Consider the following 25,203-nt stretch of genomic DNA (forward strand, 5'->3'; position numbering starts at 1 on the left):
GCCATGGCTCAACCCCGGGCCATCCGCGCTTCGCGGCCGCCGCGCCTGCGTCCGCCATTGCCATTGCCGTCGCCCGGCGCGTTGACCTGTGTCCGGGCGGCAACGGCCTGGCCGCCTTCAGCAGGCTTGTAGTCCTTGTAGGTCCTGATCCAGTTGGTGCAGTTCTCGTCGGTGCCGTTCAGCACGTTGGCGCCGCGCACCGCTTCCATTTCCTGCGGCCGCACCGGGTTCATGATCGCCGAGGTCATGCCGGCGCCGATCACCATCGGGATGAAGGCGGCGTTGATGCCATGACGGTGCGGCAGGCCGAACGAGATGTTGGAGAGGCCGCAGGTGGTGTTGACCTTGAGTTCCTCGCGCAGCCGGCGTAGCAGGGCAAATACCTGGCGCCCGGCATCGCCCAGCGCGCCGATCGGCATGACCAGCGGGTCGACGACCACATCATGCGCCGGAATGCCGAAGTCGGCACAGCGCTGAACGATCTTCTTGGCGACGGCAAAGCGCACATCGGGGTCCATCGAAATACCGGTCTCGTCATTGGAAATGGCGACGACCGGGACGTTGTATTTCTTGATCAGCGGCAGGATGGCTTCGAGCTTTTCCTCCTCGCCGGTGACAGAATTGACCAGCGGCCGGCCCTTGGCAACCTTCAGCGCCGCTTCGATCGCGGCGGTCACCGACGAATCGATCGACAACGGCAGGTCGACCAGACCTTGGACGATCTCCAGCGTCTGCACCAGCAGCGCCGGCTCGGTGGCGTTGGGATCGACTGCAGTGACGCCGGCATTGACGTCGAGCATGGTCGCCCCACAGGCGGCCTGCTCCAGCGCATCCTTGATGACGGTCTCAAAATTGCCGGCGATCATTTCGGCGGCCAGTTTCTTACGGCCGGTCGGGTTGATGCGCTCGCCGATCACGCAGAAGGGCTGATCGAAGCCGATGATGATTTCTCGTGTCGCCGAGGCGACGATGGTCCGGGTCATGAAATCTCTCCGTCGTGATATAAAGAGTTCTTTATATCGTTATCTGTTTCTGATCAAGCGAATGCTGACGATTCGCGCTGTCAATGCGCGGTCTTGACCATGTCGACCTGGGTTTCGGTGAGGTCGTCATGCAGTATGTGGTCGAGCCGGTCGGCAACGAGCTGGTCGTCGCGGCGGATTTCGCGCTTCCACGGCCGGCGGCCCTTCAGCACGCCGGATTCATCGACGATCTCGGCGACATACTCTTCCTGGCGGTAGGCCATCACATGGACACCGGACACACCGGGAATTTCCTTCACCTCATTGATGATGTCGATGCAGAGCTGCTTGCCTTCCTTCTTCTGATCTTGGGCGCCTTCCAGACGCTTGACGATCTGATCGGGAATGTGAATGCCCGGCACGTTTGAGCGAACCCATCTGGCCGTCTTGGCCGAGGCCAGCGGCCCGACGCCGCACAGGATGAAGCATTTCTCGGTATAGCCGAGATCGCGGACCTTCTGCATGTAGGTGCGGAACATCGGTACGTCGAAGCAGTACTGGCTCTGCACGAACTGCGCGCCGGCGGCGATCTTCTTGCCAAGCCGATAGGGCCGGAAATCGATCGGCGGCGCGAACGGGTTGATGGCGGCGCCAAGGAAAAGCTGCGGCGGCGTCGTGAGTTTGCGGCCGGACAGGAATTTGCCGTTGTCGCGCATGATGCGGCAGGTTTCGAGCAGCGACATGCAGTCGAGATCGAACACCGGCTTGGCGCCGGGCTGGTCGCCGGCCTGCACGCCGTCGCCGGTCAGGCACAGCATGTTGGCGACACCCATCGCAGCACCCCCAAGCACGTCGCCCTGGATGGCGATGCGGTTCCGGTCGCGGCAGGCGATCTGCATGATCGGGGCATAGCCCATGCGGGTCAGCAGCGCGCAGATGCCGACCGACGACATGTGGCAGTTGGCGCCGGAAGCGTCGACGGCATTGATGGCGTCGACCCAGCCGTCGAAAATCCTGGCGCGGTTGTAGACGTCTTCCGGATCGGCGCTGTCGGGCGGATTGAGCTCGGTCGTCACTGCGAACTCGCCGCGTCGCAGAACCCGCTCAAGCCGGCCGCGGGAGGTGTGGCCGGGCAGGGGATCGAGCGGCAAATGGATGCCGGCCGGATTCTCGTCTGGCTGGCGGCCGATCATGCCGACGCTCCGGTGTTGGTAGTGTTGTGGGCCGCATTGCGGGCGGCCGCGGCCTGCGCGGTCACCCGCAGCCAGGCGGAAGTTTCGCGCAAGGACTGATCCACCGGCTTCTGCACGTCCAAAATCTTGTCGCCATGCACCATGTTCCGCGAGCCTTCCCAGGCCTTGACCCAGACGCAAGGCATGTCTGGCTCGACCTCGCAATTGCCGTTGGCGCGGACACCGCCGCAAGGGCCGTTGCGCAATTGCTTGGGGCAGTTCATCGGGCACGACATGCCGGTCGAGGATAGGATGCACTGGCCGCACATGCGGCAGTCGAACATGAATCCCTTGACGCGCTTCTCGACGAATTTCACCGGCCCTTCGACACGGCTGTAGCCGATGCCCTTCCATAGCGGGTGGAGAGTCAGGAACATGTCGGCAAACCTGGCGTAGAACCATTCGAGCAGCCGCGAATGCCGCACCGACCAAAGCCGCACAGCAAACGAGCGCTGCACGCGCCGCTGCGGCGACACGTCGGCCGGCTTGTAGTCGGATTTCGGCGCCGCGTTCTTGACGATGGTCGCCTGGGTCACGCCGGCTTGAGCCGTCGTCGCCGGCATTGATTGGGGATCAGACATTTTCTTTGCCGCCCGCCTTGACCAGAGCGACCAGCCGCTCACGGTCGTATTTCGCGTCAAGTTCCTGAAGGGCTTTCTCGGCCTCGGCTTCAAGATCGTCACCGACCGGGATGGGCTCTGCCTTGCGCCATTCGGCAAGATAGTCGTCGGTGCCGCCGGCGCCGGTGCGCATGGCGCACATGTCGATCGCCTCGGTGAAGCGCAATGGCAGTTCGCGCTTGGCGTTCTGCCGGCCCTTCTTGACGATGACCTGGGCGGGGATGTCGCGCCAGTAGACGACGATCAGATCGGCCATGAATTCCTGCTCCTGGAGAGCGCCGCGCGTCCAATCGGACGCACAAACGATGCTCTACCACCTAACTCTGCTGCGTCGTACTTTCGAGGATCGATTCCGATCTTTTGGGCCGATGCAGTGGTTTCGAGCATTGCCGGAAGCGCTGTTGGGCTGCTTGTTATGGGACGACGCGGGGGCCTTCAAAAACGACGCAATCGACGGCGGCGGTTGAAAGCGGAGTCTTTCAGCACAGGTCAGCCGGCGCGGCCATCGAAGCTGCCGACCAGCTTCCCGTGGAAGCGCACGTAACCTCGTTCGGTCGTGCGTAGATGCCCCGCGACGATCTCATGGAAGCGCGGCAGGCTGTGGAAGGGAACGGCCGGATAGGAATGGTGCTCCGAATGGTATGGCATGTTCCAAGCCACGAAGCGCACCAGCCTTGTGGTGAAGGTGGTGCGAGTGTTCTCGAGCATGTTGGCGACGTGCGGGCACAACGCGTGCTCGGCCAGCAGGTAGGCCCGCAAAAACGGCTGTCCGATCAGCACCGGCACGATCCAGACCCACAACAGCAGCGCCGATTGCGCGGCGAGCGATGCGGCCAGCACCACCGCATAGCCGATCAGGAACAGCCGTGCTTCGGCAACCACCTTGCCGCTGCCCTTGTCCGGTACAAAGCCGTCGCGGTTGCGGCCAGCCGCGTTGGTTGCGACCACGCGGCCCATGGCGATCCAATAGGGGCCGCCGGACAGATAGCGCAGATATTGGCTGACGGTCTCCGGCTTCGGCGCCATCAGTTCGGGGTCGTTTTTCGGGTCGTGCGTATGGCGGTGATGGGCGAAATGGAAATAGCGGAACCATGCCGGCGGCAGCAGGATCAGGAAGCCAGCCACGGCGGCAACAGCGCGATTGAGCCACGCCGTCCTGAACGCCGTTTCATGGATGGTCTCGTGCAACGGCGTGAAGAAGAAGACGATCAGGATTCCCTGCGGCAAGACGAGAAGCGGCCAGAACGGGATGCGGGCGGCGATCAGCGCGCCCAGCAGGATAACCAGCCCGCCATGGACGGCCAGCCGGACGATGCCTGGCCGGTCAAGCCTGGCGGTGAGGTCGCGACGATCCTCGACTGAAAGGCCGGCAATGATGGTGCGGTGGTCGATGTCGCTCATGATGCAATGTTAGTGGCGGGTGGCTGTCCGGTAAATCGGCGCGTCACCAGACGCCGTTCCTTATCCCGGTCCAGAGATAAAACCAGACCGTCGGATGATACCATTGTTTCGAAGGCAGGCCGGGATCCACCGTGCCGAGCTTGCCGGCCAGCGCATCCCTGACCGCTTCGACGCAGATGTCGCGCGAGAACGCCGCCTGCCGCAACGCGTAGCTTGAAATCGTGTCGCCCGGCTGCGGTTTGCCACGCGCCTGCCGCAGCACGCCGCCAGTGTCGACGCCGGCGTCGACGAGATGCACGGTGGTGCCGAAGTTTTCCGCATCGCCTGAAGCCAGCGCCCAGTAGCCGCCGTTCATGCCACGATATTTCGGGGCGATGCCGGCATGGTAGTTGAGGACCGGGCAAGGGATTTTTGCCAGCGTCTGCCGCGACAGCAAGCGGCAGCCGGCGAGCAGCACCGCACCCGGCTGGATTTCCGCGATCGCCTGCAGGCATTCCGGCGCGTTGGCCGACGGGACGTGGATGATCTTTTGCCCATGCTTCGGTTCGGTTTGTAGCTTCCGCTCGGCGGCAAGCCGTGCTGCGTGGCCGGCGAAGAAGCGCTCGCCGAGGCGCGTCAGCATCATCGTGCCGAGTTGACCGATGGCCGAGGCCCAGCCTTGCCGCCGCGCCCGCCCGAAGAGCAATTGCTTTTTGGAGTCAGGGGCTTCGAGGATGACGCTGACCGGACCGAGTTGATCGGCGACGGCGTTGACGATCGCCCAGATATGCGGCCCGCCTTCGGTGACGACGACGATCGTCCGTTGGTTTGTTTTCGACTGTGCCATGCTTCGCGACCTCCGCAAAGACCTGTTCTTTGCGCGCGAATGCTAGGCTGACCGGGTTAACCCTTGGTGATCGGGGCTCAGCGCTTGAGTTCGAGGATGTCGAGCTTCGATTCGTAGTAGGGCGCCGGGAACTCGATGCGCCATTCGCTGGCGCTGTTGCGGAAGGCATAGCCGACCTGATCGCTTTCCGGGCCGCTGCCATAGGGCTTTGCCGGATCGTCGTTGACGTAGAAGGAACCGAGATAGATCGCGCGTTTCTCGCTATCGTCGAAGAAGCGGCCCTTGGTGCGCTGCGAGCCGGTGATCTTTTCCAGTCTCCAGCCGGAACCGTCGTCGCTCACCTTGCATTTGAACCAGCCATAGATGACGAGCGGGCTCAATCCGCCGGCCTTGATGGTGCGGCATTGCCATTTGCCGGTCAGATCCTTGTCGGAGAAGGAAACCAGCGGCTTTGCCAGCAAGGCGTCGAGCTGCTTGACCTCAGCGGGATCGCCGGCCTTCGCCTCGTCAAGCGCTGCCTTGCGCGTCTCGCCATATTTGTCGAGCCGCGCCTTGTCGGCAGCCGTTATCAGCTTCTGCACCTCGCCATCGGCGAACGCGGGCAGGGCAAAGCAGAAGACAACTGCTGCGGCAAACATGAGGCGAGCGATCATTCGTGGAGTTTCCCTTTGATGGCTGGTGCAGCCTGTTTTCTTGTCTGGCGCATACCTTAATGTTTCGCAGCGCTCTGTCATCCGTGCCTGAGCATCGACAGCAGAAACGAGGTGGAAAGAATGCGGATCTTGCTGACGGGATCGTCGGGTTGGCTGGGCAGCGCCTTGTCACCGCGCCTGCGGGCCCTCGACCATGACGTCATCGGCCTCGATCTCGTTCCGTCTTCGGAAACGCCAATCGTCGGCTCAGTCGCCGATCGCGACCTGGTCATGCGGACGGTCGAGGAGAACCGCGTCGGGGCCATCATCCATAGCGGCGCGCTGCACAAGCCTGACATCGAACGTCATCGCAACGAGGATTTCGTCGAGACGAATGTGCGCGGCACGCTCAACCTGCTCGATGCGGCAGCAGCTTTTGGCGTTCAGCGCTTCATCTTCACCTCGACGACATCGCTGATGATTTCCCAAACCATCCGCACCGGCTTCACCGGCGGGGCGCGCAGGGCGGCATGGCTGACGGAAGACATGTCGCCTGAACCGCGCAACATCTACGGCGTCACCAAGCTTTCAGCCGAACACCTCTGCCGGCTCTATCATTTGCAGTTCGGCCTGCCGGTGATCGTGTTGCGCACCGCCCGGTTTTTTCCCGAGGCGGACGACATGGCTCATGTGATCGAACAGTCGGACGCCAACACCAAGGCCAATGAGCTGTTGTTCCGCCGGCTGACGGTGGAGGACGCAGCCGACGCCCACATTGCTGCTCTGGAGAAAGCGCCGCAATTGGGCTTCGACATCTTCATCATTTCGGCGCCAACACCGTTCCAGCCCGACGATTGCGCGGCATTGATCGCCGACGCACCGTCGGTTGTCGCACGCTATTTTCCGGATTATCCGGTGCTCTACGCGAAGAAAGGCTGGACGATGTTTTCGTCGATCGACCGGGTCTATGATGCATCGCGAGCGAGGGACCGGCTGGGTTTCGTCTGCAAGACGAGCTTTGCCGATGTGCTGGCGGCGCTGGCCACCGAATAGAAGCGCAGCTATTGTCCCGAGTGTTCTGCGGAGACGTGTGCTTGGGTATTACGATCCATTTTGAGGGGCAACTGGGCGGCGCGGAGCAGTACGCTGCGCTGTTGCAGGAAGTCGAAGCGTTTGCCATCGCTCGAGACTGGCGATTTCGGCCGATAGACGAGTCCGAAATGGTTCTCAACCGGGTCATCGACGAACGCAGCGTGGACTATATCGGCCCGGTCATGGGGATAGAATGCCTGCCGCATCCCAAGTCGGATCGCCTACGGTTCGAGTTCGACAGGGACCTCTTCATGCAGCAATTTTGCAAAGACCCAGTTTGCCGGATCGGACGCGCACATCGAGATCATTGAGTTGCTTCGCAAAATTGCTCCTCTTTTCCACAAGTTCGACGTCTTTGATGAAGGCGAGTATTGGGAACTGGGCAACCGCTCAATTCTGCAGGCCCACCTCGACACTATCGAAGCCTTGATTGCAGAGGCGTTGCGCAAGGACCCGACAGCAAGGGGGCCGATCCGGTTTGACAACGGCCGCGTTGTCGATTTCGTGTCGGATCCGCAATCCGAGAGCAAATAATCCGAAGTCGGGCGCTTAACGGACTTCTTCTTCTGGATACGAGGCCACCCGCGCGAGTTCGCCAGTCAGGTCACCATAGCCGGTCGAGCGCCGCTCATAGGCGAGGCCGAGCATTTTCGCCGCCTTTTCGGCGACCTTGTCGAGTTCCGGGTCGTTGGTCTGAGCGATATAGATCAGCTTCTCGTAGTTGCCGAAATAGTCCTTGATCAGCTCCGGATGCCTGTCGAGGCCGAGCGGCTTCATGAAGAAGGCATCGAACTGCCGGCACAGGAAGTCGGTCATGTAGAACGACATCATGTCGTCGTCGGCGACTTTCGCGTAGGTATCCATGCCCTGGTAGAAGGCAAAGCAATGCGGCCCGGCCATGCGCTCGACGCCATGCTTCTCGCAGACCCGATCGAGCAAGCCACCCGTGCCGCAATCGGCATAGCCGACGAAGATGTGTTTGTAGCCGTCCGCCCTGGCCTTGGCGATTGCCTTGTCCATGGCCGGCGCGATGCGGTCCGGATAGAAATGGAACTCCGCCGGCAGGCAGGTCAAGTCGAGATGGTCGAGCCCGAGCTGCTCCTTGACCGCCAAAACTTCGCGCGCGATCATCCCGCAGGCGATGACGAGCAGCCTGTCGCCTTGATCGGATTGTTGTTTTCGCGCGGTAGTCATGGAACCAGTCTAATCCATCTTCGTTGCTGTCCAGCGAATTTATATCCTGAGGGAGACACCAATCATGAAATTGTTCCGCGTTGCGCCAATCGCTATTCTCGCCTGCGCCTTGGCTGTTTCGGCCTGCGCCAACACGGTGCGCGGCGTCGGCAAGGATCTCAAATCCACTGCGAAGGCGGTTGACGATACCGTCAAGAAACCCTGATCTGCACGATTTCAAACATTTGGGAATAAAAAAGCCGCACTGCAAGGCGCGGCTTTTTTCGTAGGTGCCGAATTTGTTGGCTCAAGCCGAAGCGCGGACATTGTGCTTGCGCTTCATGAAGTCCTTGGCGGTCTCGACCGCCACCGCGGCGTCGCGGCAATAGGCGTCGGCGCCGACGGCTTTGCCGAATTCCTCGTTGAGCGGTGCGCCGCCGACCAGCACGACATAGTCGTCGCGAATGCCCTTTTCCTTCATCGTATCGATGACGACTTTCATGTAAGGCATGGTCGTCGTCAGCAGCGCCGACATGCCGATGATGTCGGGCTGGTGCTTTTCGATGGCATCGAGATATTTTTCGACCGCATTGTTGATGCCGAGGTCGATGACATCGAAGCCGGCGCCTTCCATCATCATGCCGACCAGGTTCTTGCCGATGTCATGGATGTCGCCCTTGACGGTGCCGATCACCATCTTGCCCTGCTTCGGGGCGCCGGTGGCGACAAGCAGCGGACGCAGGATGAACATGCCGGCCTTCATCGCGTTGGCCGACAGCAGCACTTCGGGAACGAACAGGATGCCGTCGCGGAAATCTTCGCCGACGATGCGCATGCCTTCGACCAGAGCCTCGGTCAGAACCTTGTAAGGCGCCCAGCCGCGCTCGAGAAGGATATTGGTGCCCTCCTCGATTTCTTCCTTCAACCCGTCATAAAGATCGTCGTGCATCTGCTGCACCAACTCGTCGTCGGAGAGTTCCGAAAGGATGATCTCGTCGTCGGCCATTTTTTCTCAGGCTCCTTGCCGGCTACAACTATCGCGGCAGCTTAAAAATATCGCGTCAATACCTAACCCGCACGGGCCGGTTGTCCATAGCTGATTTGCGACTTCCCGCAAAACGAAAGCGACCGTAAATCTCTTGGAATTCTTGTCGATTTTGCGACAGGCGTTGGCGCTGGCGGGCCGTTTCGAATAGGGTGCATGGCTACGATCCGGCCAGAGACCGCAATATGCGGCCGCAAACGGATTTCAGGCCGGCACAAGAGCCCGGCCGGAGTAAATCAGGCCAGAACGAAAGCCAGGGAAGAACGATTATGAGTGAGAACGCGCCGGTCGATCAGGAAGCGTCAAACGCACGGCGCGGGCGCGCTGCCAGCGGTGGCGCCGCAGCCCGACGGGCTGCACGTTCGGGCGGCGGCCCCGGCACACAGCTCACCTATATCAAGCGCAAGATCAACGTCTATGAGGTGCTGGACGAGGAAGGGCTGGCGCTGATCGAAAAGAACACCGACACCGTGCTGGAGGAGATCGGCATCATCTTCCGCGACGACGCCGAGGCACTGCAGCTTTGGAAAGAGGCGGGCGCCGACGTCAAGGGCGAGCGGGTGCATTTCCCCAAGGGCCTCTGCCGCTCGCTGTTGAAGACCGCGCCGTCGGTCTACACCCAGCATGCGCGCAACGCCGAGCGCTCGGTGCAGATCGGCGGCAACGCGACAGTGTTCGCGCCGGTCTATGGACCGCCCTTCGTGCGCGATCTCGACGGCGTCAGGCGCTATGCGACGATCGAGGATTTCCGGAATTTCGTGAAACTCGCCTATATGGCGCCGTCGATCCACCATTCGGGCGGCACGGTTTGCGAGCCGGTCGACGTGCCGGTCAACAAGCGCCATCTCGACATGGTGTATAGCCATATCAAATATTCGGACAAGCCGTTCATGGGCTCGGTGACCGCGCCCGAGCGCGCTGAAGATACGGTGGCGATGGCCAAGATCGTGTTCGGTGACGATTTCGTCGAGAACAACACGGTGCTGACCAGCCTGATCAACGCCAACTCGCCGATGGTCTTCGACGAGACCATGCTGGGGGCGCTGAAGGTTTATTCGCGCCATAACCAGGCCTGCATCGTCACGCCGTTCATCCTTGCCGGTGCGATGAGCCCGGTGACGGTCGCCGGCACGCTGACCCAGGTTTTGGCCGAGGTTCTGGCCGGGGCGTCGTTCACACAGCTGATCCGGCCGGGTGCGCCGGTGCTGTTCGGCACCTTCGCCTCGTCGATCTCGATGCAGTCGGGCGCGCCGACCTTCGGCACGCCGGAGCCGTCGCTGGTCTCGTATGGCGCCGCACAACTTGCCCGCAGGCTCGGCCTGCCGTTCCGCACCGGCGGTTCGCTCTGTGCTTCAAAAATCCCCGATGCGCAGGCGGCCTATGAAAGCGCCAACACGCTGAACTCGACGATCCTCGCCGGCACCAACTTCGTGCTGCATTCGGCCGGCTGGCTCGAGGGCGGTCTCGCCTCCTGCTACGAAAAGTTCATGATGGACATCGACCAGCTCGGCATGACGCAGAAGTTCTCCGAGGGTGTCGACCTGTCGGAAAACGGTCAGGCGATGGATGCCATCCGCCAGGTCGGCCCGGGCAGCCACTATCTCGGCTGCGATCACACCCAGGCCAATTTCCAGACCGCGTTCTACCGTTCCAACATCGCCGACAACAATTCTTACGAGCAATGGCTGGCCGAAGGCGAAAAAACCGCGCCGCAGCGCGCCAACGAGCTCGCCCGCCGCTGGCTGGAAAGCTACGAGGCGCCGCATCTCGATCAGGGCATCGACGACGGACTGAAGGACTTCATTGCCAGGAAGAAGGCGTCGATGGCCGACGCCTTCACCTGAAAGGAGCCCGAATCAGGCGGGGCTAAAGTCGCCAACATCATCCACAAGGAAGTCTGGCGGAGTGCCTTCTCCGATCCGGACAAGAAGGGATGATCCCGAGCGCGGCATGACTGAAACAATCGCGGCTGCGCTTTCCGCCCACGGCCTTATGCTTCGCGGCGGCTTCAATTTTGCAGGCGCTGAGGAAACGCCTTCCGGTTTCTCCGGCGCTGCCGTCAGATCCGTTCTGCTGGTGGGGCAGGCGGGTGCCGCACCTTGGCCGCACTTCCTGCGCTGGCTGGAGAAACAGTCACAGCCGATCGCCGATCCGCTCGACAGATGGTCGCGCGAAGTGATCGGCGCCGTGGCCGAAAGATTCGGGGCACGCGCGGTGTCGCCGTCCGACAGGCCTTATCTCCCGTTCCAGCAATGGGCGATGCGTGCGGAGGGGCTGAAGCCGTCACCGCTCGGCATTCTCATGCATCCGCAATACGGGCTCTGGCATGCCTATCGCGGCGCGCTGCTGTTCGAAGACGAAATCGCGCTCCAAGAACCCCGCGACGTGATCCACCTTTGCGACACATGTGTCGCAAAACCTTGCCTGAAATCCTGTCCGGTCGAGGCCTATTCTGCGGATGGTTTTGCACATGAGACCTGTCTGGCCCATGTGCGCGGGCAAAACGGCATGCCTTGCCGGACCGGCGGCTGCCTCGATCGCAACGCCTGTCCTTACGGTACCGATTATCGCTATCCGGCCGAGGTTCAGGCCTTTCACATGGCAGCATTCGCGCGTCTGTAGCGTCGCCGAATGCCGCACGAAATCTTGAAGCAGATCGCCTCATTACAGCTTGCCGCGACGGTCACCGCGGGTATCTATCGCACGTCAGATCAACGGAGCGGATGATGGCCACGCAAGCGATGCAGATCAAGACAAGCGACGGCATTGCCAAGGCCCGGCTGTTCCGTTCGGCGGCCCCAGCCAGGGCAGCGATCATCCTCTACATGGACGTTTTCGGTCCGCGACCGGCGCTTGATCAGATGGCGGAGCGGCTTACGGGCGAGGGCTATGCGGTGCTTGTGCCGGACCTCTTTTACCGCAATGCGCCCTACGGTCCGTTCGACCCCAAGACTGCGTTCGGCGACGAGAGGAGCAAGGCCGCCATCACAGGTCTCCTGGGCGGCACGACCCAGGAGATGACGATCCGCGACAGCGGCGCGTTCCTCGATGCACTTGCTGCGCAAGGCCTGGCCGGGCCGGTTGGCATTGTCGGCTACTGCATGGGCGGGGCGCGGGCGCTGAACGCGGCGGCCAGCTATCCCGACCGCATCGCCGCCGCGGCCAGTTTTCACGGCAGCAATCTGGCCGGTGACGCAGCCGACAGTCCGCACCGGAAGGCCGCCTCGCTCAAGGCAAGGATCTATATCGGCACTGCCGGTGTGGACCGCAGCTTTCCGCCGGAGCAATCGGCGCGGCTGGCCGAAGCACTGCGCGCCGCCGAGGTTGATCATGTCATAGAGAACTATGCCGGCATGGCGCATGGCTGGTGCATGCCGGACCATAGTGCCTTCGATGCAGCCGGCGCCGAACGCCACTGGAAGCGGCTGACGATGCTGTTTGCGGAGACGCTCGGCCAAGGCATGCCAACCATTACGACGTGATTGCCCGCCAAAAAATTCTTTCCATCGCCCCAAGGAACCGCCATTAGCCTTCGTCCAACAGGCAAATGATGGCGATGATGCTGGACGAAAGCGAAGCCTCCGACGCCGAACTGATCGGGCGGGCGAAGGGCGGAGACAGGGGTGCTTTCGGCAAGTTGCTCGAAAGGCACTATGGTTTCGTCTATCGCGCCGCCTATCGTTGGTGCGGGAAAAAGGCCGACGCCGAAGATATCGCCCAGGAAGTCTGCGTCCGGCTCGGCCGCGCGATCCGCGACTATCACGGCAGTGGTGCCTTCACAACGTGGCTCTACACCATGACGCTGAATGCGGCGCGCGACATGATGCGCAAGACCGCCCGCGACACTGCCAAGACCGAGGCGTATGGCGCCTATGCGCTGATTTCGGGAGAAATCTCGGTAGAGCCGGAAGACCCAGCCGAGGCGCTCTGGTCAGCGGTGCGCAAGCTGCCGGACAAGCAGCGCGATGCGGTGCTGCTGGTTTATGGCGAGGGGCTGAGCCACGCCGCCGCCGCCGAGGCGATGGCAATCTCGGAGGCAACGGTTTCCTGGCACATCCATGAAGCGAAGAAACGGTTGAAGACGCTAATGCGTTCAGCCGGGGAAGTGTGACCATGGTCGACGACAATCAACTGAACAGGCTGCGCGATATCGCAGCACCGGCGCCCGACGCCGATGCAAAGGCGCGTGCCCTCGAGGCCGCGCTGCGCGCCTATGACATGGAAGAAAAAACTTTGCCGGCCGCCCAAGGATCGGTGAGCGGGCTTCGTCTCACAGAGCGAGCACAAAGGCTCTGGAGCGAAATCATGCAAAAGAAACTCTTCGCCACGCCGGCTATTGCCGGGCTCGTTGCCCTGCCGATCGCCGGATATGCCACCATCTACATGTTGGGGGAATCCAAATTCGGCGGGCCCAAATTCGGCGGGGACGATAAGATCACCGAAACGCTGGCTGACAAGCCGGCGACCGTCAAACCGCCGGTCGTTGCCGAAGCGGACAAGCAGAAGAAGGCGGACGCCGACAGTGAAAGCCGCGACACCGGCGAGGCGCTTGTAGCGCCGACATCGCCGCCGAAAGCGAAATCGACCGCAGTCGGCGGGTTGACGCAGCAGGACGTGCTCAGCCGCAATGCTCCCGAACCGGCGCAGAGTGGCGGCGCAAGCTCCGCGGCTCCGGCAGTCGATGGTGGCGCGCGGGTCGGACGCATGCCTGGCACAGTTGCCGAGTCCAAGCTGATGGCACAGCAGCCCGCCGCTGCGCCGGCCGACCAGATGCTGCCGCAAGAGGAAAACCACGACCGCATCGAGGATTTCAAGACCAATCCGGTGCACGCCGCACTCGAAGATCCGGTCTCGACGTTCTCTATCGACGTCGACACCGCTTCCTATTCCTTCGTGCGGCGCTCGCTGAAGGAAGGTTTTATCCCGCAGGCCGATACGGTGCGCGTCGAGGAGATGGTCAACTACTTCCCCTATGACTGGAAAGGCCCGGACTCCGCCTCGACGCCGTTCAACTCGACCGTCAGCGTCATGCCGACGCCGTGGAACGAGCACACCAAGCTGATGCATGTCGCCGTCAAGGGTTTCGACGTGAAGCCGGCCGAGCAACCCAAGGCCAATCTGGTCTTCCTGATCGATGTGTCGGGCTCGATGAACGAGCAGGACAAGCTGCCGCTCCTGCAGTCGGCCTTCCGGCTGCTGGTCAACAAGCTGAGACCTGACGACACCGTCTCGATCGTCACTTATGCGGGCGATGCCGGTACCGTGCTGGAGCCCACCAAGGCTTCGGAAAAGGACAAGATCCTCGCTGCCATCGACAATCTGACATCCGGCGGCTCGACGGCAGGCGAGGCCGGCATCAAGGAAGCCTACAGGCTGGCGCAGAAATCCTTCGTCAAGGACGGCATCAATCGGGTGATGCTCGCCACCGATGGCGACTTCAATGTCGGCCAGACCGACGACGACGACCTGAAGCGGCTGATCGAAAAGGAGCGCAAGACAGGCGTATTCCTGTCGGTGTTCGGCTTCGGCCGCGACAATCTGAACGACCAGATGATGCAGACCATCGCCCAGAACGGCAATGGCACCGCTGCCTACATCGATACGTTGGCGGAGGCCGAGAAGGTGCTGGTCGAGGATGCCTCCTCGACACTGTTCACCATCGCCAAGGACGTGAAGATCCAGGTCGAGTTCAACCCGAACAAGGTCTCGGAGTACCGGCTGATCGGCTACGAAACCCGCGCCTTGAACCGCGAGGATTTCAACAATGACCGCGTCGATGCCGGCGAGATCGGCTCAGGCCATTCGGTTACCGCGATCTACGAGATCACGCCTAAGGGCAGCGGCGGCGAACAGATCGACCAGCTGCGCTATGGCCAGGCCTCGGTGAACAATGGCGGTGTCGCCAATGCCGACGAATATGCCTTCGTCAAGATCCGCTACAAGCTGCCGAACGAGGACACTTCGAAGCTGATCACCACGCCGGTGACCTCAGCCAACGAAGTGGCGTCGTTCGACCAGGCCAGCACCGACCAGCGTTTCTCCGTTGCCGTCGCTGCCTTCGGCCAGAAGCTGCGCGACGAGGATGCGACCGCGAAGTTCGGCTACGACAAGATCATGGAGATTGCCACCACCGCTAGAGGAGCCGACCCGTTTGGATACCGGTCCGAGTTCCTCTCGCTTGTGCGCCTTGCCTCGGCGCTCGGCGGTAACCGGTAGTGGCAATGACGGCCGGTTTCTTTCAGATGGGATCGTTCTGATAGGGGGAGCGGGCCTACGGGCGGGTGAGGCAGGCCGGCGAGGGAAACCTTGCCGGCCTTTTTTCCGCGGCTGCACTGCTTCGCGCGGACCGCGTCGCAGACGAAAGCGTCAGGCGCGTCCGCGGCGCCGCTCGCGGCGGGCTTCGCTGGTCTCGGCGACGTTGACCGTCGCCTGCTTGTTGCGCATCGGGCCGATGCGTTCGACGATCTGCTCGACGGTCGGGCGGTCCGACTTGGTGTGCGCATCGAGCGCCTTGCGCATGGCGGCAAGGTGCTGGAACGAGGTGCCGCAGCAGCCGCCGACGATTTTGGCGCCGGCATCGACGGCTAGGCGCACATAGTCGGCCATCAGCTCGGGTGTGCCGGAATAGTAGATCTCGGCGCCGCGAAATTCGGGAATGCCGCAATTGCCCTTGACGATCACCGTTGCTTCCGGCTTCGCCTCGGTCATGTCGAGCAGCGAGGCGAGAATGTCGGAGGCGCCGACACCGCAATTGGCGCCGACCCCGAGCGGTGTCTGCGACAGGCCATCGACGACGCCGTGGATGTCCTTCGGCAGCAGTCCCATCATGGTGCGGCCGGCGGTGTCGAAGGAGCCGGTATAGGTATACGGCAGGCCGACGCGGATGGCAGCTTCGGCGGCGGCGCGGATTTCGTCAGGCGCCGACATGGTTTCGATCCAGGCGACTTCGGCGCCGCCGGCCTTCAGGCCCTCGATCTGCTCGGCAAAGGCTTCGACCGCCTCGTCATAGGTCATGGCGCCGAGCGGCACCAGCAGCTCGCCGGTCGGGCCGACGGAGCCGGCCACGATCACCTTGCGGCCAGCCTTTTTTGCAACGGCGCTTGCGATCTCGGCGGCGCGCTTGTTCAGCGCGTAAACCCGGTCCTGCGCATGGTGCAGCTTCAACCGGTGACGAGTGCCGCCAAAAGAGTTGGTCAGGATGATGTCGGCGCCGGCATCGACAAAGTTCTGGTGCAGGCTCGTGATGGTGTCGGGCGCGGTCTCGTTCAAGAGCTCGGGAGCCTCGCCGGCTTCAAGGCCCATGGCGAACAGATTGGTGCCGGTGGCGCCGTCGGCGAGCAGGACGCCCTTTTCGGCAAGCAGAGCGTCGATCGGATTGGTCATGTGAAATACGCCTTCCCGGAAGAATAACTGAGATAAGGATATAAAGAATTCTTTATGTGCCGTCAATGTCGGCACGGAGAGCAACCGGTCAAAATCGCATCTCCGCCAGCTTTCGCGTGAAGCTGGCCGCCTCATGCGCGTTGACGTCCGCGGCGCGGATCAGATTGTCGAAATGGCTGGTCAGGATGCGGATCGGCTGGGTGGCGTTCAGCACCAGATACATGTCGCCGACGTAAATGGCGGCGCGATAGGGCCCGAAGATGGTGTAGGGGATCGAATAGCGCATCCGCCCATCATAGAGAAACAGGCGGAAGGTTGGATAGAGGTCGTCGAGCAGCGTCGCCATATGCAGGAGCTGCTGGTGGCGGTCGGCCTCCGGAAAGCGGTCCCACACGCCCAGCCCGCGCGCGAAGATCTCCAGCGTGTGGCGCGGCATACAGACTTCCATGTCGGTTTCGGGCCGTCGGTTGTAGTCGATGCGGTACTGCGTTTCGCCGGCCTGTGCCTCGCGGCTCTTGTTGGCGATGACGGCTTCGTAGTCGACAAGCGCTTCCGTGCGCAGAAGATCGGGAATGCCGGCCGGCACGTAGCGGATTTTCGTTCCCGCCGCCTCGGCATGCCAGCGAGCCAGCAGCGTGCGGTCGAAGCCGTCCGGCGCCTCCTCGATCTCAAGGCTCTCTCGGATTTCACCGGTGACGCCCTCGTCGTGGCTGAGGCCGAGCAGCCAGTCGAGCGAGACTTTGAATTCGGCGGCGATGTTGAGCAGCGTTTCAGCACGAGGAAGGCGGGTCGAGGCGCCGGAGAGCAGCTGCGACAGCGCCGACCGGTCGATGCCAACCGCGGCGGCGAAGGCCGACTGGTTCAAATCGGACCTTGTCAAGAGCATTTTCAGGCGCTCGCGAAAGATCGTCGACAGGTCGCGCTTGTCCAAATCGCCATCCCATTCGATGGGAGGAAAAATTTGCGCTGAAGCCGCGAACGCGGAGCTTCAGGCGTAAATGAATCCTCTGCGTTGTTTACAATGCATAACATATGCAGCTGAAAATGCGCAATCGCAACAGTTTGTGCGCTTTATCGCGTTGCAGCAATGCAACGCTCCTGACACAATGTTGTCAGGAATCAAACGGGTTCCGGCGACTGGAAGGCAGTGGTCGATAGCATGACGAGCACGGGCAATAGGCGACACGGCGCAGCGGCCATCGAATGGCCGACCGTGTTTCTCGCATTTTTCTGCTACGGCGGCTGGCTCGCTACCGGCTTTCTGCTCTGGCCCTCTTACCCGCTATTGGCGCTCGCCCTTCTGGCCCTGATTGCGGCGCTGCAATCCTCGCTGATGCACGAGGCCCTGCATGGCCACCCAACCCGGAACGCGCGGCTCAACGAAGCCTTTGTGTTCCTGCCGATTGGGCTTGTCTGGCCGTTTCGCCGGTTCAAGACCATTCACCTGCGCCACCACGCAGACGAGCGCCTGACCGATCCGCTCGACGATCCCGAAAGCTATTACAAGGCGCTCTGGCAGCACGAGGAGCTGCCGTCGGCTATGAAATTCCTGCTGAAGGTCAATAACACGATGATCGGGCGTTTGGTGCTCGGTCCGTGGCTTTCCTGCATCGGCTTTTTCATTGACGACGCCAGGCAGGTTGCCGCGGGCGACAATTCCATCCGTAAGGCATGGCTGCTGCACGCGATCGGCCTCGCCGTAGTGTTGCCTGTCGTGCAGTTCGGCTTCGGCATGCCGTTATGGCTCTACATACTGGTGCCGGTGTGGCTTGGGCAGTCGCTGATTTCGATCCGCACCTACGCCGAGCACCAATGGTCGGAACATCCGGAAGGCCGCACGATCATCGTCGAGCGCTCGCCGCTGTCCTTCCTGTTCCTCAACAACAATCTGCATTTCGTCCATCACAAGACCCCGACGGTGGCCTGGTACAGGCTGCCGAAACTGTTTCGCGACCGCCGCGACGAGTGGCTGCGGATGAACAATGGCTACGCCTATCCGAACTATTTCGCGCTGCTCAGGGCCTATGCCTTCAAGGCGAAGGAGCCGGTCGTCCATCCCGTACTGCGGCGCATGCCGGAACCGGGCCGTGCGTTCAAGCCGCGCGTCAGGGCACGCAGCCTCAATGGACTTGGCAGCGCACCGGTACCCGCCGAGCCGCCGAAAGAATGATTCTTGCGTTGTTGCAGGCGGTTCCGCGCGGACGACGCTTTCCTGAACTTGTCAATTTCCCGCATAACGGTCAAATCCCCGGCATGAGCGAATTCATTGCGGCTTTGCCGATGTACGACTGGCCGGAAGCGCGGGACGAGGTCGACGCGCAATGGGCGCGGCTGCGCGATCTTTTCAGACAGAAAGGCATCGATGCGCCGGAGACGATCATCCGCCGCAATGGCGATTTGCCTCCAGTGCGTGGCGGTATCCGCGACGATCAGGGGAAACTCATTGCGTCCGATCCGGCGACATTGCCGCCGGACGAGCTGGATTTTCACCGGCTCTGGCTGCACCCGGCGCTGCTCTTTGCGCAAACCTGCTGGGGACCGATGGAACTCGGCCTGTCGCAGCGTGTCCAGCTCGTCGGCCAGCCGCGTTACGACGCTTTCGAAGGCGGACAGGGCGAACTCTATTCGAGCGCCATCGTCATGAGGGCGGGCGAGGCACACCCGGCAAGGTCGCCGGCCGACGGCGGCGCCGTCATTCCGCTCGATCTGCTGCGCAGCAAGCGTTTCACCTTCAACAGCCTCGATTCCATGTCGGGCATCATCGCGCCAGCACGCGACCTGCAAGCATTGGGCGAGAGTTTGGATATCTTTTCCGGGCTGAGCGAGAGCTGCGGGCACCGCGCTTCGGTCGTTGCTGTTGCCGAGGGTAGGGCAGATGTGGCGGCGATCGATTGCGAGAGCTGGGCGCTGGCGCAACGTTTCGAGCCTGCGGCGCAGAAGGTGACGGTCGTCGGCTGGACAAGGCGGCGCAAAGGCTTGCCGTTCATCACGGCCAGGACGACGCCGGAAACGATCGTCGCCGCGATGCGCGAAGCGATCGCCGCGTTCACGTAAAGCGCGTCGCGTTCGGTCGGCCTCATGCGACGCGCTTAAATTCCTGTTTATGCATGTCGTTATCGCAAAACCGCGGCACATTTTTGCGCGACATGCATTAGCTTCGCTCAGCCGCCAAGCAGCCGATTGTCGAGCGGGTAGGTCGAAAGCTTCTCGCTGCCGGTCTCGGTGATCAGGATCTGTTCTTCGATCTTGACGCCTTCGTAGCCGCCAAGCCGGCCGATATAGCTCTCGACGCACAGCACCATGCCAGGTTCGAGCATTCCGTCGGGCGTGTCGTCGGTCCAGTCGCTAGCATGCGGCAAAGTCGGGTATTCGTCGGCAAGGCCGACGCCGTGATAGAGCACCCCGTAACGGGCCGGGAAGCAATCTCCCGGCGGCACTGACGAGCGCTCGACGAGGCCGCGAAACGATACGCCCGGCCGCATCAGCTCCGTGTTGTAGGCGATCTGGTCGGCGGCGATGCGGAACAGGTCGCGCTGCTCCTGCGACGGCGGCGCGTCACCGCAAAGCCAGGTGCGCGAAAGGTCGGCGCAGAAGCCGTAAGGACCGATCAGGTCGGTGTCGAAAGCGACGAGCTCGCCGGTCTCGATCATCCGCGACGAGCACTCCTGGAACCATGGATTGGTGCGCGGACCCGACGACAGGAGCCGGGTTTCGATCCATTCGCCGCCGCGCGCGATGTTGCCGCGATGGAGTTCGGCCCATAATTCGTTCTCGGGGATGCCAGGCCTCAGCGCCTGCTCCATCTCGCCCATCGCCGCCTCGCAAGCGACGATCGCCCGGCGCATGGCAAGGATCTCGTCGGGTGATTTTATCAGCCGCGCATTTTCCATCACCGCCTCGCCATTGCCGGTCGAGATGCCGAGACGGGCAAGCTCTTCGATGCCCTCGGGATTGATGTGATCGACTGCGATGCGGCGATTGCCGCCGCCGTGTTCCAATACCAGCTCGGCGATGCCGGCTGCCCAGCGGCGGACTTTTTGACCGGTCAGCTCGCCGCTGTAGAGGTAAGCCCACGACACCGCCGGCCGCACCTCGTCGACGACGCCGGAATGATCGGAAAGGTGCTCGCAGGAGAAATAGTCGAACAGCACCACCGGGCCATCGGTGGCGACGAAACAATGTCTGGTCCGATTGTGTGCCACCCAGAGCTGCATGTTGGTCGCATCCGTGGCGTAGCGGATGTTGACCGGATCGTAGAGCAAGGCTCCTGCATAGTCGCGGCGCTTCAGCTCGGCGCGGATGCGCTCGAGCCGGTATCGGCGCATAGCGGGCAGGTCAGGAGCAGCAATGCCCGCCGCCTGCCATTCGGCTTCCGCCAGCGCTCCATAGCCCAGCGCATGCTGGTTGAGTTCAGCGGCCTTCAGCCGCGATTTCTTGCGCAGCACATCTTTCGAGCCGTCCGGCTCGAACGGCATGATCTTGCGGTGATGACGGGGCCGGTCAGTCGGGTTCCTGTCCACCCTCGGCTCCTCCGCTAACGCCTTCTTTGGGCGCCGTGGCTCCTCCCACCGCCATTCTCTTCAATTTTACATAGGCGCCGGGCCGGACGGACTTGTCGGTGCCACGCAACAGCGGAACCATCATTTGCCGCGGCTGGCCGTCCGGTTCATAGCCGGCCGCTTTGAGCTGCTCCAAAATGACCGGCCGCGGATCGTCGCGGTCAAGCCAGACGAGTACGGCCGGCTCCTGCATCAGCATTTCGAAATTAGGCACTTCCTGGTCAAGTGCGACCAGTTTTTCGTCGACCAACCGCAGGTTTCCGACCCATGCACCATCAGATATTGCGGTTTTGACCGGTCCGTCCGCAGTCAGTTGGCGATAGAGGGCGGGGTAATCCACGCGGATCATCCGCGACAGGCCACTGGTCCCGTTTATCTGGACGTACCAGGTGGCGGGCGCCAGCAGCACGGCGATGATCGCTCCAGCCGCGATCACCAGGAGCTGCGCATTCCTGCCACGCGGCGCCAGCCGTTCCATTGTGGCGACGATGGCCAGCGGCAGCAGGAACAGGACGGGCAGCAGCCAGCGGTCCTTTACCACCGTCACACCGGTGGCCAGTACAAGTATTGCCAGCATGGCCAAGCCGAGCGCCAAGGTACGCCACAACAGAATTTCCCGGGCCGGACCTTTCGGATGCAGCTCGGAGAAACGGAACTTCGCCAGGCCGAAAGCCAGGGCGGAAACGAGCACCGGCAAGATCGCGAAATTGAAGGTGCCCATGATAAACTTGCCGGCGCCGACAAAGGCCGCCGCCACGCGCCCTTGTTGGGTGTCTATTCCGAACTTCTCGCCTCTCGACAATAAATCGGCGGGATGCATAAGGCTCCAATAGGTGGTTGGCGCCAGCACCAATATCGCGACCGCTATGCTGATGGCGAACTTCGGATCAAGGATCGCGCTGCGCCATTCGCGCAGCGACAGCGCCGCCGCAACAAGGGCGACCACGAGGAAGACATCATTATATTTGGCAAGAATTGCCGCCGCGGTGGCCAGGCCAAACGCCGCATAGGCGATCACGCTTCGCCGCTCGAGAAGACAGGCCATTGCGAGCAGGAGCAGCGAGCAAAAGCCGACGACGGCGACGGAATGCGACAAGGCGCGCTGCGATTCCCAGACGATCTGCGGGATCGTAAACAGGCCGAACATGGCCGCCGCCGCTGTCGCTTTGGTGTAGCCGAACCGTCGCATGGCGGCGAACGCGCTGCAGGCGGCGAGGAACAGCACGGAGTATTTGACGAGCTTCAGCGTGAAGATACCGGTGCCGAAAACATGCGCGGCCAGCCAGTTGATCCAGGTGTAGAGGGGTGGTTGCGAGCCGCCATATCCAGCCCAGAGATATGGAACATAGATCAGCTGCTCCGCATCATCGATGCCGACACCGGTTCCCGCCCAAGAGCTCAACAGGGACAGTATGATGGTCTGCAAGGCGAAGTAAGCCGCGACCATGACGATCGCCGCCGGGAACGGGCCGATCCGTCCCTCGGCCAGCCACTCGGCCCATCTCAGATTGTACTTCAATGAAATCTCATCGCCCTTGCCAGCAGATTGTTGCCGGCTGCGCTAGCATGAAGAGCATCCTCCGCACAATGCGACCGCCTGGCTGCACCTATGTCCTCATCTTTTCGCCGCTCGGGTCGAAGGGCGGCTCGACGTTGATGCGTGCCGGCCGCCGGTGCCCGAGGATTTCGATTTCGAACAGCCCGGCGCTCTCGTTTTCAGCAAGTGCTGCCGGTACATAGCCTTGCGCCATCGACTTCTCGACATAATGCGCATAGCCGCCGGAGGTGACCCAGCCGACAACGCGCCAGTCGCCGTCGACAATGCCGCGCACGGCAGATGCGCCTTCGGCGGCGTTCGAGCCGCGCACTTCCCTGCCGCCCGCGTCGAAGCGCGGCGCGCCATAGCCATGCGGCTTTTCCACGGTGCCGTAATCCTTGCCGCCGACCTTGGCCCAGATCGGCTCGTCGCCCATGACGTCTGCATCCGCTGCATCGACGACAAAGGAAACGCGGCGCAGCTTCGGCCCCGCCGCCTGTACCCTGGCCGCTGCCTCCCGGCCGATGAAATCGTTCTTCTCCAGCTTGATGAAGCGGTCCATCGAGCCTTCGAACGGTCCGTAGATCGGACGTAGCTCGCGGAACCAGGTCGGGAAGTTCTTCTCAAGGCGCATAGAGAGCAAAGCCCGCATGCCGAAATCGACAAGGCCAAACTCTTCGCCAGCCTCCTTGATCGCCCTGTAGACAAGGCGCTGGTAGGCAGGCGCCATCCATATCTCATAGCCGAGGTCGCCGGTGTAGGTGATGCGGTTGACCATGCACGGCGCGCCGCCGACCGCCATCTCGCGGAAATCCATGAAGCGGAAGGCCTTGGTCGAGATGTCGACATCGACCAGTTTCTGCAGCAGGTCGCGGGATTTCGGCCCGGCGATCGACAACCCGACCAGCGTCTGGTCGAAGCGATGGATGCGGATGCTTCCATCCTTTGGCAGATGCTTTTCGAACCAGCGCATGTGGTATTTTTGCGCGGACGAAGAACCCCAGATCATGAAGCGGTCCTCCCCACCTCTTGGGCCCGCCTTGGCGATGGTGAAGTCGCCGATCAGTCTGCCGAACTCGTTCAGCATCGGCGTCAGTACGATGCGGCCGGTCTTCGGCATGCGATTGGTCATCAGCCGGTTGAGGAAATCCTCGGCCCCTGGTCCGGAGACTTCGTATTTGGCGAAGTTGGCGATCTCGGTGACGCCGACCCTCTCGCGGGTGGCTCGCACTTCCTCGCCGATCGGGCCAAAATCGTTGGAACGGTGGAAAGACACGATGTCCTTCGGCTCCGAACCTTTCGGCGCGAACCAGAGCGGGGTTTCGAGACCCCAGCTGTCGCCCATGACGGCGTTGTTGGCGATCATCGTGTCGTAAAGCGGGGTCGTCTGCGCTGGTCTTGCCGCCGGCAATTCCTCGTTGGGAAAGCGGATGGAGAAACGGCGCGAATAATTTTCGCGCACCTTTGCGTTGGTATAACGCAGCGTTGCCCATTCGCCGAAGCGCGCAACGTCCATGCCCCAGACGTCGAAGCCGGGGTCGCCATGGACCATCCAGTTGGACAGCGCGAGGCCGACGCCGCCGCCCTGGCTGAAGCCGGCCATGACGGCACAGGCGCACCAGAAATTGGTCAGGCCCTGCACCGGGCCGACCAGCGGGTTGCCGTCGAGCGCAAAGGTGAAGGGGCCGTTGATGATCTGCTTGATGCCGGCCTTTTCGATGCCGGGGAAATGCTTGAAGCCGATCTCGAGCGACGGTGCGATGCGGTCGATGTCGGGCTGCAGCAGTTCGTGACCGAAATCCCACGGCGTGTTGACCGGCGACCACGGCTTGCAGGCCTTCTCGTAGGTGCCGAGCAGGATGCCGTTGCGTTCCTGGCGGGTATAGATCTCGCCCTTGAAGTCGAGGACGCCGATCATTTCGCGGCCGGTCGACTTGTTGAATTCCTCGACCTCCGGCATCGGCTCGGTCAGGAGATACATGTGCTCCATGGCCAGCACCGGCAGCTCGACGCCGACCATGCGGCCGATCTCGCGCGCCCACAGGCCACCGCAGTTGACGACATGCTCGGCTTTGACCGTGCCTTGCTCGGTGACGACGTTCCAGGTGCCGTCGACCTCCTGCGTCAGTTCGACCACGCGGTTGCGCAACACGATCTCGGCGCCCAGCTTCCTGGCGGCCTTGGCATAGGCGTGGGTGGTGCCAGAAGGATCGAGATGGCCCTCGACTGGATCCCACATGGCGCCGACGAAATTCGTCTCGTCCATCAGCGGGAACATTGCCTTGGCTTCGGATGGCGTGATCAGTTCGGTGTCCATGCCGAGATAGCGGCCCTTGGCGTGGGCGAGCCGAAGGAAGTCCATGCGCTCGGGCGTGTCGGCCATCATCACGCCGCCGGTCAGGTGCAGCGAGCAGGACTGGCCGGAAATCTCTTCGATCTCCTTGTAGAGCTGCACCGTATAGGCCTGCAGCTTGGCGACGTTGGGATCTCCGTTCAGCGTATGGAAGCCGCCCGCCGCATGCCAGGACGAGCCGGAGGTGAGCTCCGAACGCTCGATCAGCATGATGTCGGTCCAGCCAGCCTTGGCCAGATGATAGAGCACCGAGCAGCCAACGACCCCGCCGCCGATGACAACCGCTTTTGCATGAGATTTCATGAAGATAGTTCCGTTTTTGAAGAGATTGAATCGAGTGAGCGGGGCGCGAAAACAAAGCGGAGATCGGACACGGCGATGTTTCCGG

General features: G+C 62.1%; 25 protein-coding genes. 11 read left to right on the forward strand and 14 right to left on the reverse strand.

The window, feature by feature from the left end; genetic code table 11:
• Positions 1–8 precede the first annotated feature (8 nt).
• From NKH21_RS12645 to NKH21_RS12675, 7 genes are all read right to left on the reverse strand, one after another.
• Positions 9–983, reverse strand: a complete 975-nt coding sequence (locus NKH21_RS12645) for a methyltetrahydrofolate cobalamin methyltransferase (RefSeq protein ID WP_023676516.1) — start codon at positions 981–983, stop codon at positions 9–11.
• An 80-nt stretch (positions 984–1,063) separates the two neighbouring features.
• On the reverse strand, positions 1,064–2,155 hold the full coding sequence (locus NKH21_RS12650; RefSeq protein WP_023719930.1) for a methylenetetrahydrofolate reductase: 1,092 nt from the start codon (positions 2,153–2,155) through the stop codon (positions 1,064–1,066).
• The gene (locus tag NKH21_RS12655) at positions 2,152–2,775 is read right to left on the reverse strand and encodes a methylenetetrahydrofolate reductase C-terminal domain-containing protein (protein WP_352668884.1); all 624 of its coding nucleotides are present in this window, start codon (positions 2,773–2,775) and stop codon (positions 2,152–2,154) included. Before NKH21_RS12655 ends, NKH21_RS12650 begins: the two co-directional genes overlap by 4 nt.
• Positions 2,768–3,070, reverse strand: coding sequence for a virulence factor (locus NKH21_RS12660; protein WP_352490721.1), 303 nt, complete (start codon positions 3,068–3,070; stop codon positions 2,768–2,770). Before NKH21_RS12660 ends, NKH21_RS12655 begins: the two co-directional genes overlap by 8 nt.
• A 233-nt stretch (positions 3,071–3,303) precedes the next feature.
• Positions 3,304–4,215, reverse strand: coding sequence for a fatty acid desaturase (locus NKH21_RS12665; RefSeq protein WP_352865286.1), 912 nt, complete (start codon positions 4,213–4,215; stop codon positions 3,304–3,306).
• A gap of 43 nt (positions 4,216–4,258) precedes the next feature.
• On the reverse strand, positions 4,259–5,041 hold the full coding sequence (locus NKH21_RS12670) for a formyl transferase (RefSeq protein WP_352865288.1): 783 nt from the start codon (positions 5,039–5,041) through the stop codon (positions 4,259–4,261).
• Positions 5,042–5,118: 77 nt separating this feature from the next.
• Entirely contained in the window at positions 5,119–5,694 is a 576-nt protein-coding gene (locus NKH21_RS12675; protein ID WP_352865291.1) for a DUF4893 domain-containing protein, read from the reverse strand.
• Between the two features lie 120 nt (positions 5,695–5,814).
• On the opposite strand from NKH21_RS12675, the gene NKH21_RS12680 reads away from it, so the two are divergent.
• From NKH21_RS12680 to NKH21_RS12690, 3 genes are read left to right on the forward strand one after another with little or no spacing between them, the layout of a single operon-like run.
• Positions 5,815–6,726: an NAD-dependent epimerase/dehydratase family protein gene (locus NKH21_RS12680; protein WP_352865293.1), complete on the forward strand. Its 912-nt coding sequence runs from the start codon at positions 5,815–5,817 to the stop codon at positions 6,724–6,726.
• Between the two features lie 41 nt (positions 6,727–6,767).
• Positions 6,768–7,076: a hypothetical protein gene (locus tag NKH21_RS12685; RefSeq protein WP_352865295.1), complete on the forward strand. Its 309-nt coding sequence runs from the start codon at positions 6,768–6,770 to the stop codon at positions 7,074–7,076.
• Position 7,077: 1 nt separating this feature from the next.
• Positions 7,078–7,299 (forward strand): hypothetical protein, encoded by a 222-nt coding sequence (locus tag NKH21_RS12690; protein WP_352865297.1) that lies wholly within the window; start codon positions 7,078–7,080, stop codon positions 7,297–7,299.
• A 15-nt stretch (positions 7,300–7,314) separates the two neighbouring features.
• Here NKH21_RS12690 and NKH21_RS12695 read toward each other — a convergent pair whose 3' ends face one another.
• Positions 7,315–7,959 (reverse strand): DUF1638 domain-containing protein, encoded by a 645-nt coding sequence (locus NKH21_RS12695; RefSeq protein ID WP_352865299.1) that lies wholly within the window; start codon positions 7,957–7,959, stop codon positions 7,315–7,317.
• A gap of 64 nt (positions 7,960–8,023) precedes the next feature.
• Here NKH21_RS12695 and NKH21_RS12700 point away from each other — a divergent pair, with 64 nt between their 5' ends.
• A complete protein-coding gene (locus NKH21_RS12700; protein ID WP_292654758.1) occupies positions 8,024–8,164 on the forward strand; it encodes an EncA/B family entericidin in 141 nt (46 codons plus the stop codon).
• An 81-nt stretch (positions 8,165–8,245) separates the two neighbouring features.
• On the opposite strand, the gene NKH21_RS12705 is transcribed toward NKH21_RS12700, so the two are convergent.
• Positions 8,246–8,944, reverse strand: a complete 699-nt coding sequence (locus tag NKH21_RS12705) for a cobalamin B12-binding domain-containing protein (RefSeq protein WP_023676506.1) — start codon at positions 8,942–8,944, stop codon at positions 8,246–8,248.
• Between the two features lie 308 nt (positions 8,945–9,252).
• On the opposite strand from NKH21_RS12705, the gene NKH21_RS12710 reads away from it, so the two are divergent.
• The 5 genes from NKH21_RS12710 (at position 9,253) to NKH21_RS12730 (ending at position 15,199) form a co-directional block, all read left to right on the forward strand.
• Positions 9,253–10,827 carry a trimethylamine methyltransferase family protein gene (locus tag NKH21_RS12710; protein ID WP_352865301.1) on the forward strand — a complete coding sequence of 525 codons (1,575 nt, stop codon included), beginning with the start codon at positions 9,253–9,255 and terminating at the stop codon, positions 10,825–10,827.
• A 106-nt stretch (positions 10,828–10,933) separates the two neighbouring features.
• Positions 10,934–11,605, forward strand: coding sequence for a hypothetical protein (locus NKH21_RS12715; protein ID WP_352865303.1), 672 nt, complete (start codon positions 10,934–10,936; stop codon positions 11,603–11,605).
• Between the two features lie 104 nt (positions 11,606–11,709).
• Positions 11,710–12,465, forward strand: coding sequence for a dienelactone hydrolase family protein (locus tag NKH21_RS12720; RefSeq protein ID WP_352668865.1), 756 nt, complete (start codon positions 11,710–11,712; stop codon positions 12,463–12,465).
• A gap of 68 nt (positions 12,466–12,533) precedes the next feature.
• Entirely contained in the window at positions 12,534–13,094 is a 561-nt protein-coding gene (locus NKH21_RS12725) for an RNA polymerase sigma factor (RefSeq protein ID WP_352668863.1), read from the forward strand.
• Positions 13,095–13,096: 2 nt separating this feature from the next.
• A complete protein-coding gene (locus NKH21_RS12730; protein WP_352865305.1) occupies positions 13,097–15,199 on the forward strand; it encodes a vWA domain-containing protein in 2,103 nt (700 codons plus the stop codon).
• A gap of 150 nt (positions 15,200–15,349) precedes the next feature.
• Here NKH21_RS12730 and bmt read toward each other — a convergent pair whose 3' ends face one another.
• On the reverse strand, positions 15,350–16,366 hold the full coding sequence (gene bmt, locus NKH21_RS12735) for a betaine--homocysteine S-methyltransferase (RefSeq protein ID WP_292654777.1): 1,017 nt from the start codon (positions 16,364–16,366) through the stop codon (positions 15,350–15,352).
• A gap of 88 nt (positions 16,367–16,454) precedes the next feature.
• Positions 16,455–17,297: a helix-turn-helix domain-containing protein gene (locus NKH21_RS12740; protein ID WP_352539665.1), complete on the reverse strand. Its 843-nt coding sequence runs from the start codon at positions 17,295–17,297 to the stop codon at positions 16,455–16,457.
• A 228-nt stretch (positions 17,298–17,525) separates the two neighbouring features.
• On the opposite strand from NKH21_RS12740, the gene NKH21_RS12745 reads away from it, so the two are divergent.
• Entirely contained in the window at positions 17,526–18,536 is a 1,011-nt protein-coding gene (locus NKH21_RS12745; protein WP_352865308.1) for a fatty acid desaturase, read from the forward strand.
• 83 nt (positions 18,537–18,619) lie between these two features.
• The gene (locus tag NKH21_RS12750) at positions 18,620–19,420 is read left to right on the forward strand and encodes a phosphate/phosphite/phosphonate ABC transporter substrate-binding protein (protein ID WP_352865310.1); all 801 of its coding nucleotides are present in this window, start codon (positions 18,620–18,622) and stop codon (positions 19,418–19,420) included.
• 107 nt (positions 19,421–19,527) lie between these two features.
• On the opposite strand, the gene NKH21_RS12755 is transcribed toward NKH21_RS12750, so the two are convergent.
• The 3 genes from NKH21_RS12755 to NKH21_RS12765 form a co-directional block, all read right to left on the reverse strand.
• Complete coding sequence (locus NKH21_RS12755; RefSeq protein ID WP_352865470.1) at positions 19,528–20,841, reverse strand: M24 family metallopeptidase; 1,314 nt, start codon at positions 20,839–20,841, stop codon at positions 19,528–19,530.
• Between the two features lie 25 nt (positions 20,842–20,866).
• Positions 20,867–22,444, reverse strand: coding sequence for an ArnT family glycosyltransferase (locus NKH21_RS12760; protein ID WP_352865312.1), 1,578 nt, complete (start codon positions 22,442–22,444; stop codon positions 20,867–20,869).
• A gap of 88 nt (positions 22,445–22,532) precedes the next feature.
• Complete coding sequence (locus NKH21_RS12765; RefSeq protein WP_352865314.1) at positions 22,533–25,118, reverse strand: GcvT family protein; 2,586 nt, start codon at positions 25,116–25,118, stop codon at positions 22,533–22,535.
• Positions 25,119–25,203 lie beyond the last annotated feature (85 nt).

This window comes from Mesorhizobium sp. M1329 (genome assembly GCF_040318035.1).
GTDB lineage: Bacteria > Pseudomonadota > Alphaproteobacteria > Rhizobiales > Rhizobiaceae > Mesorhizobium.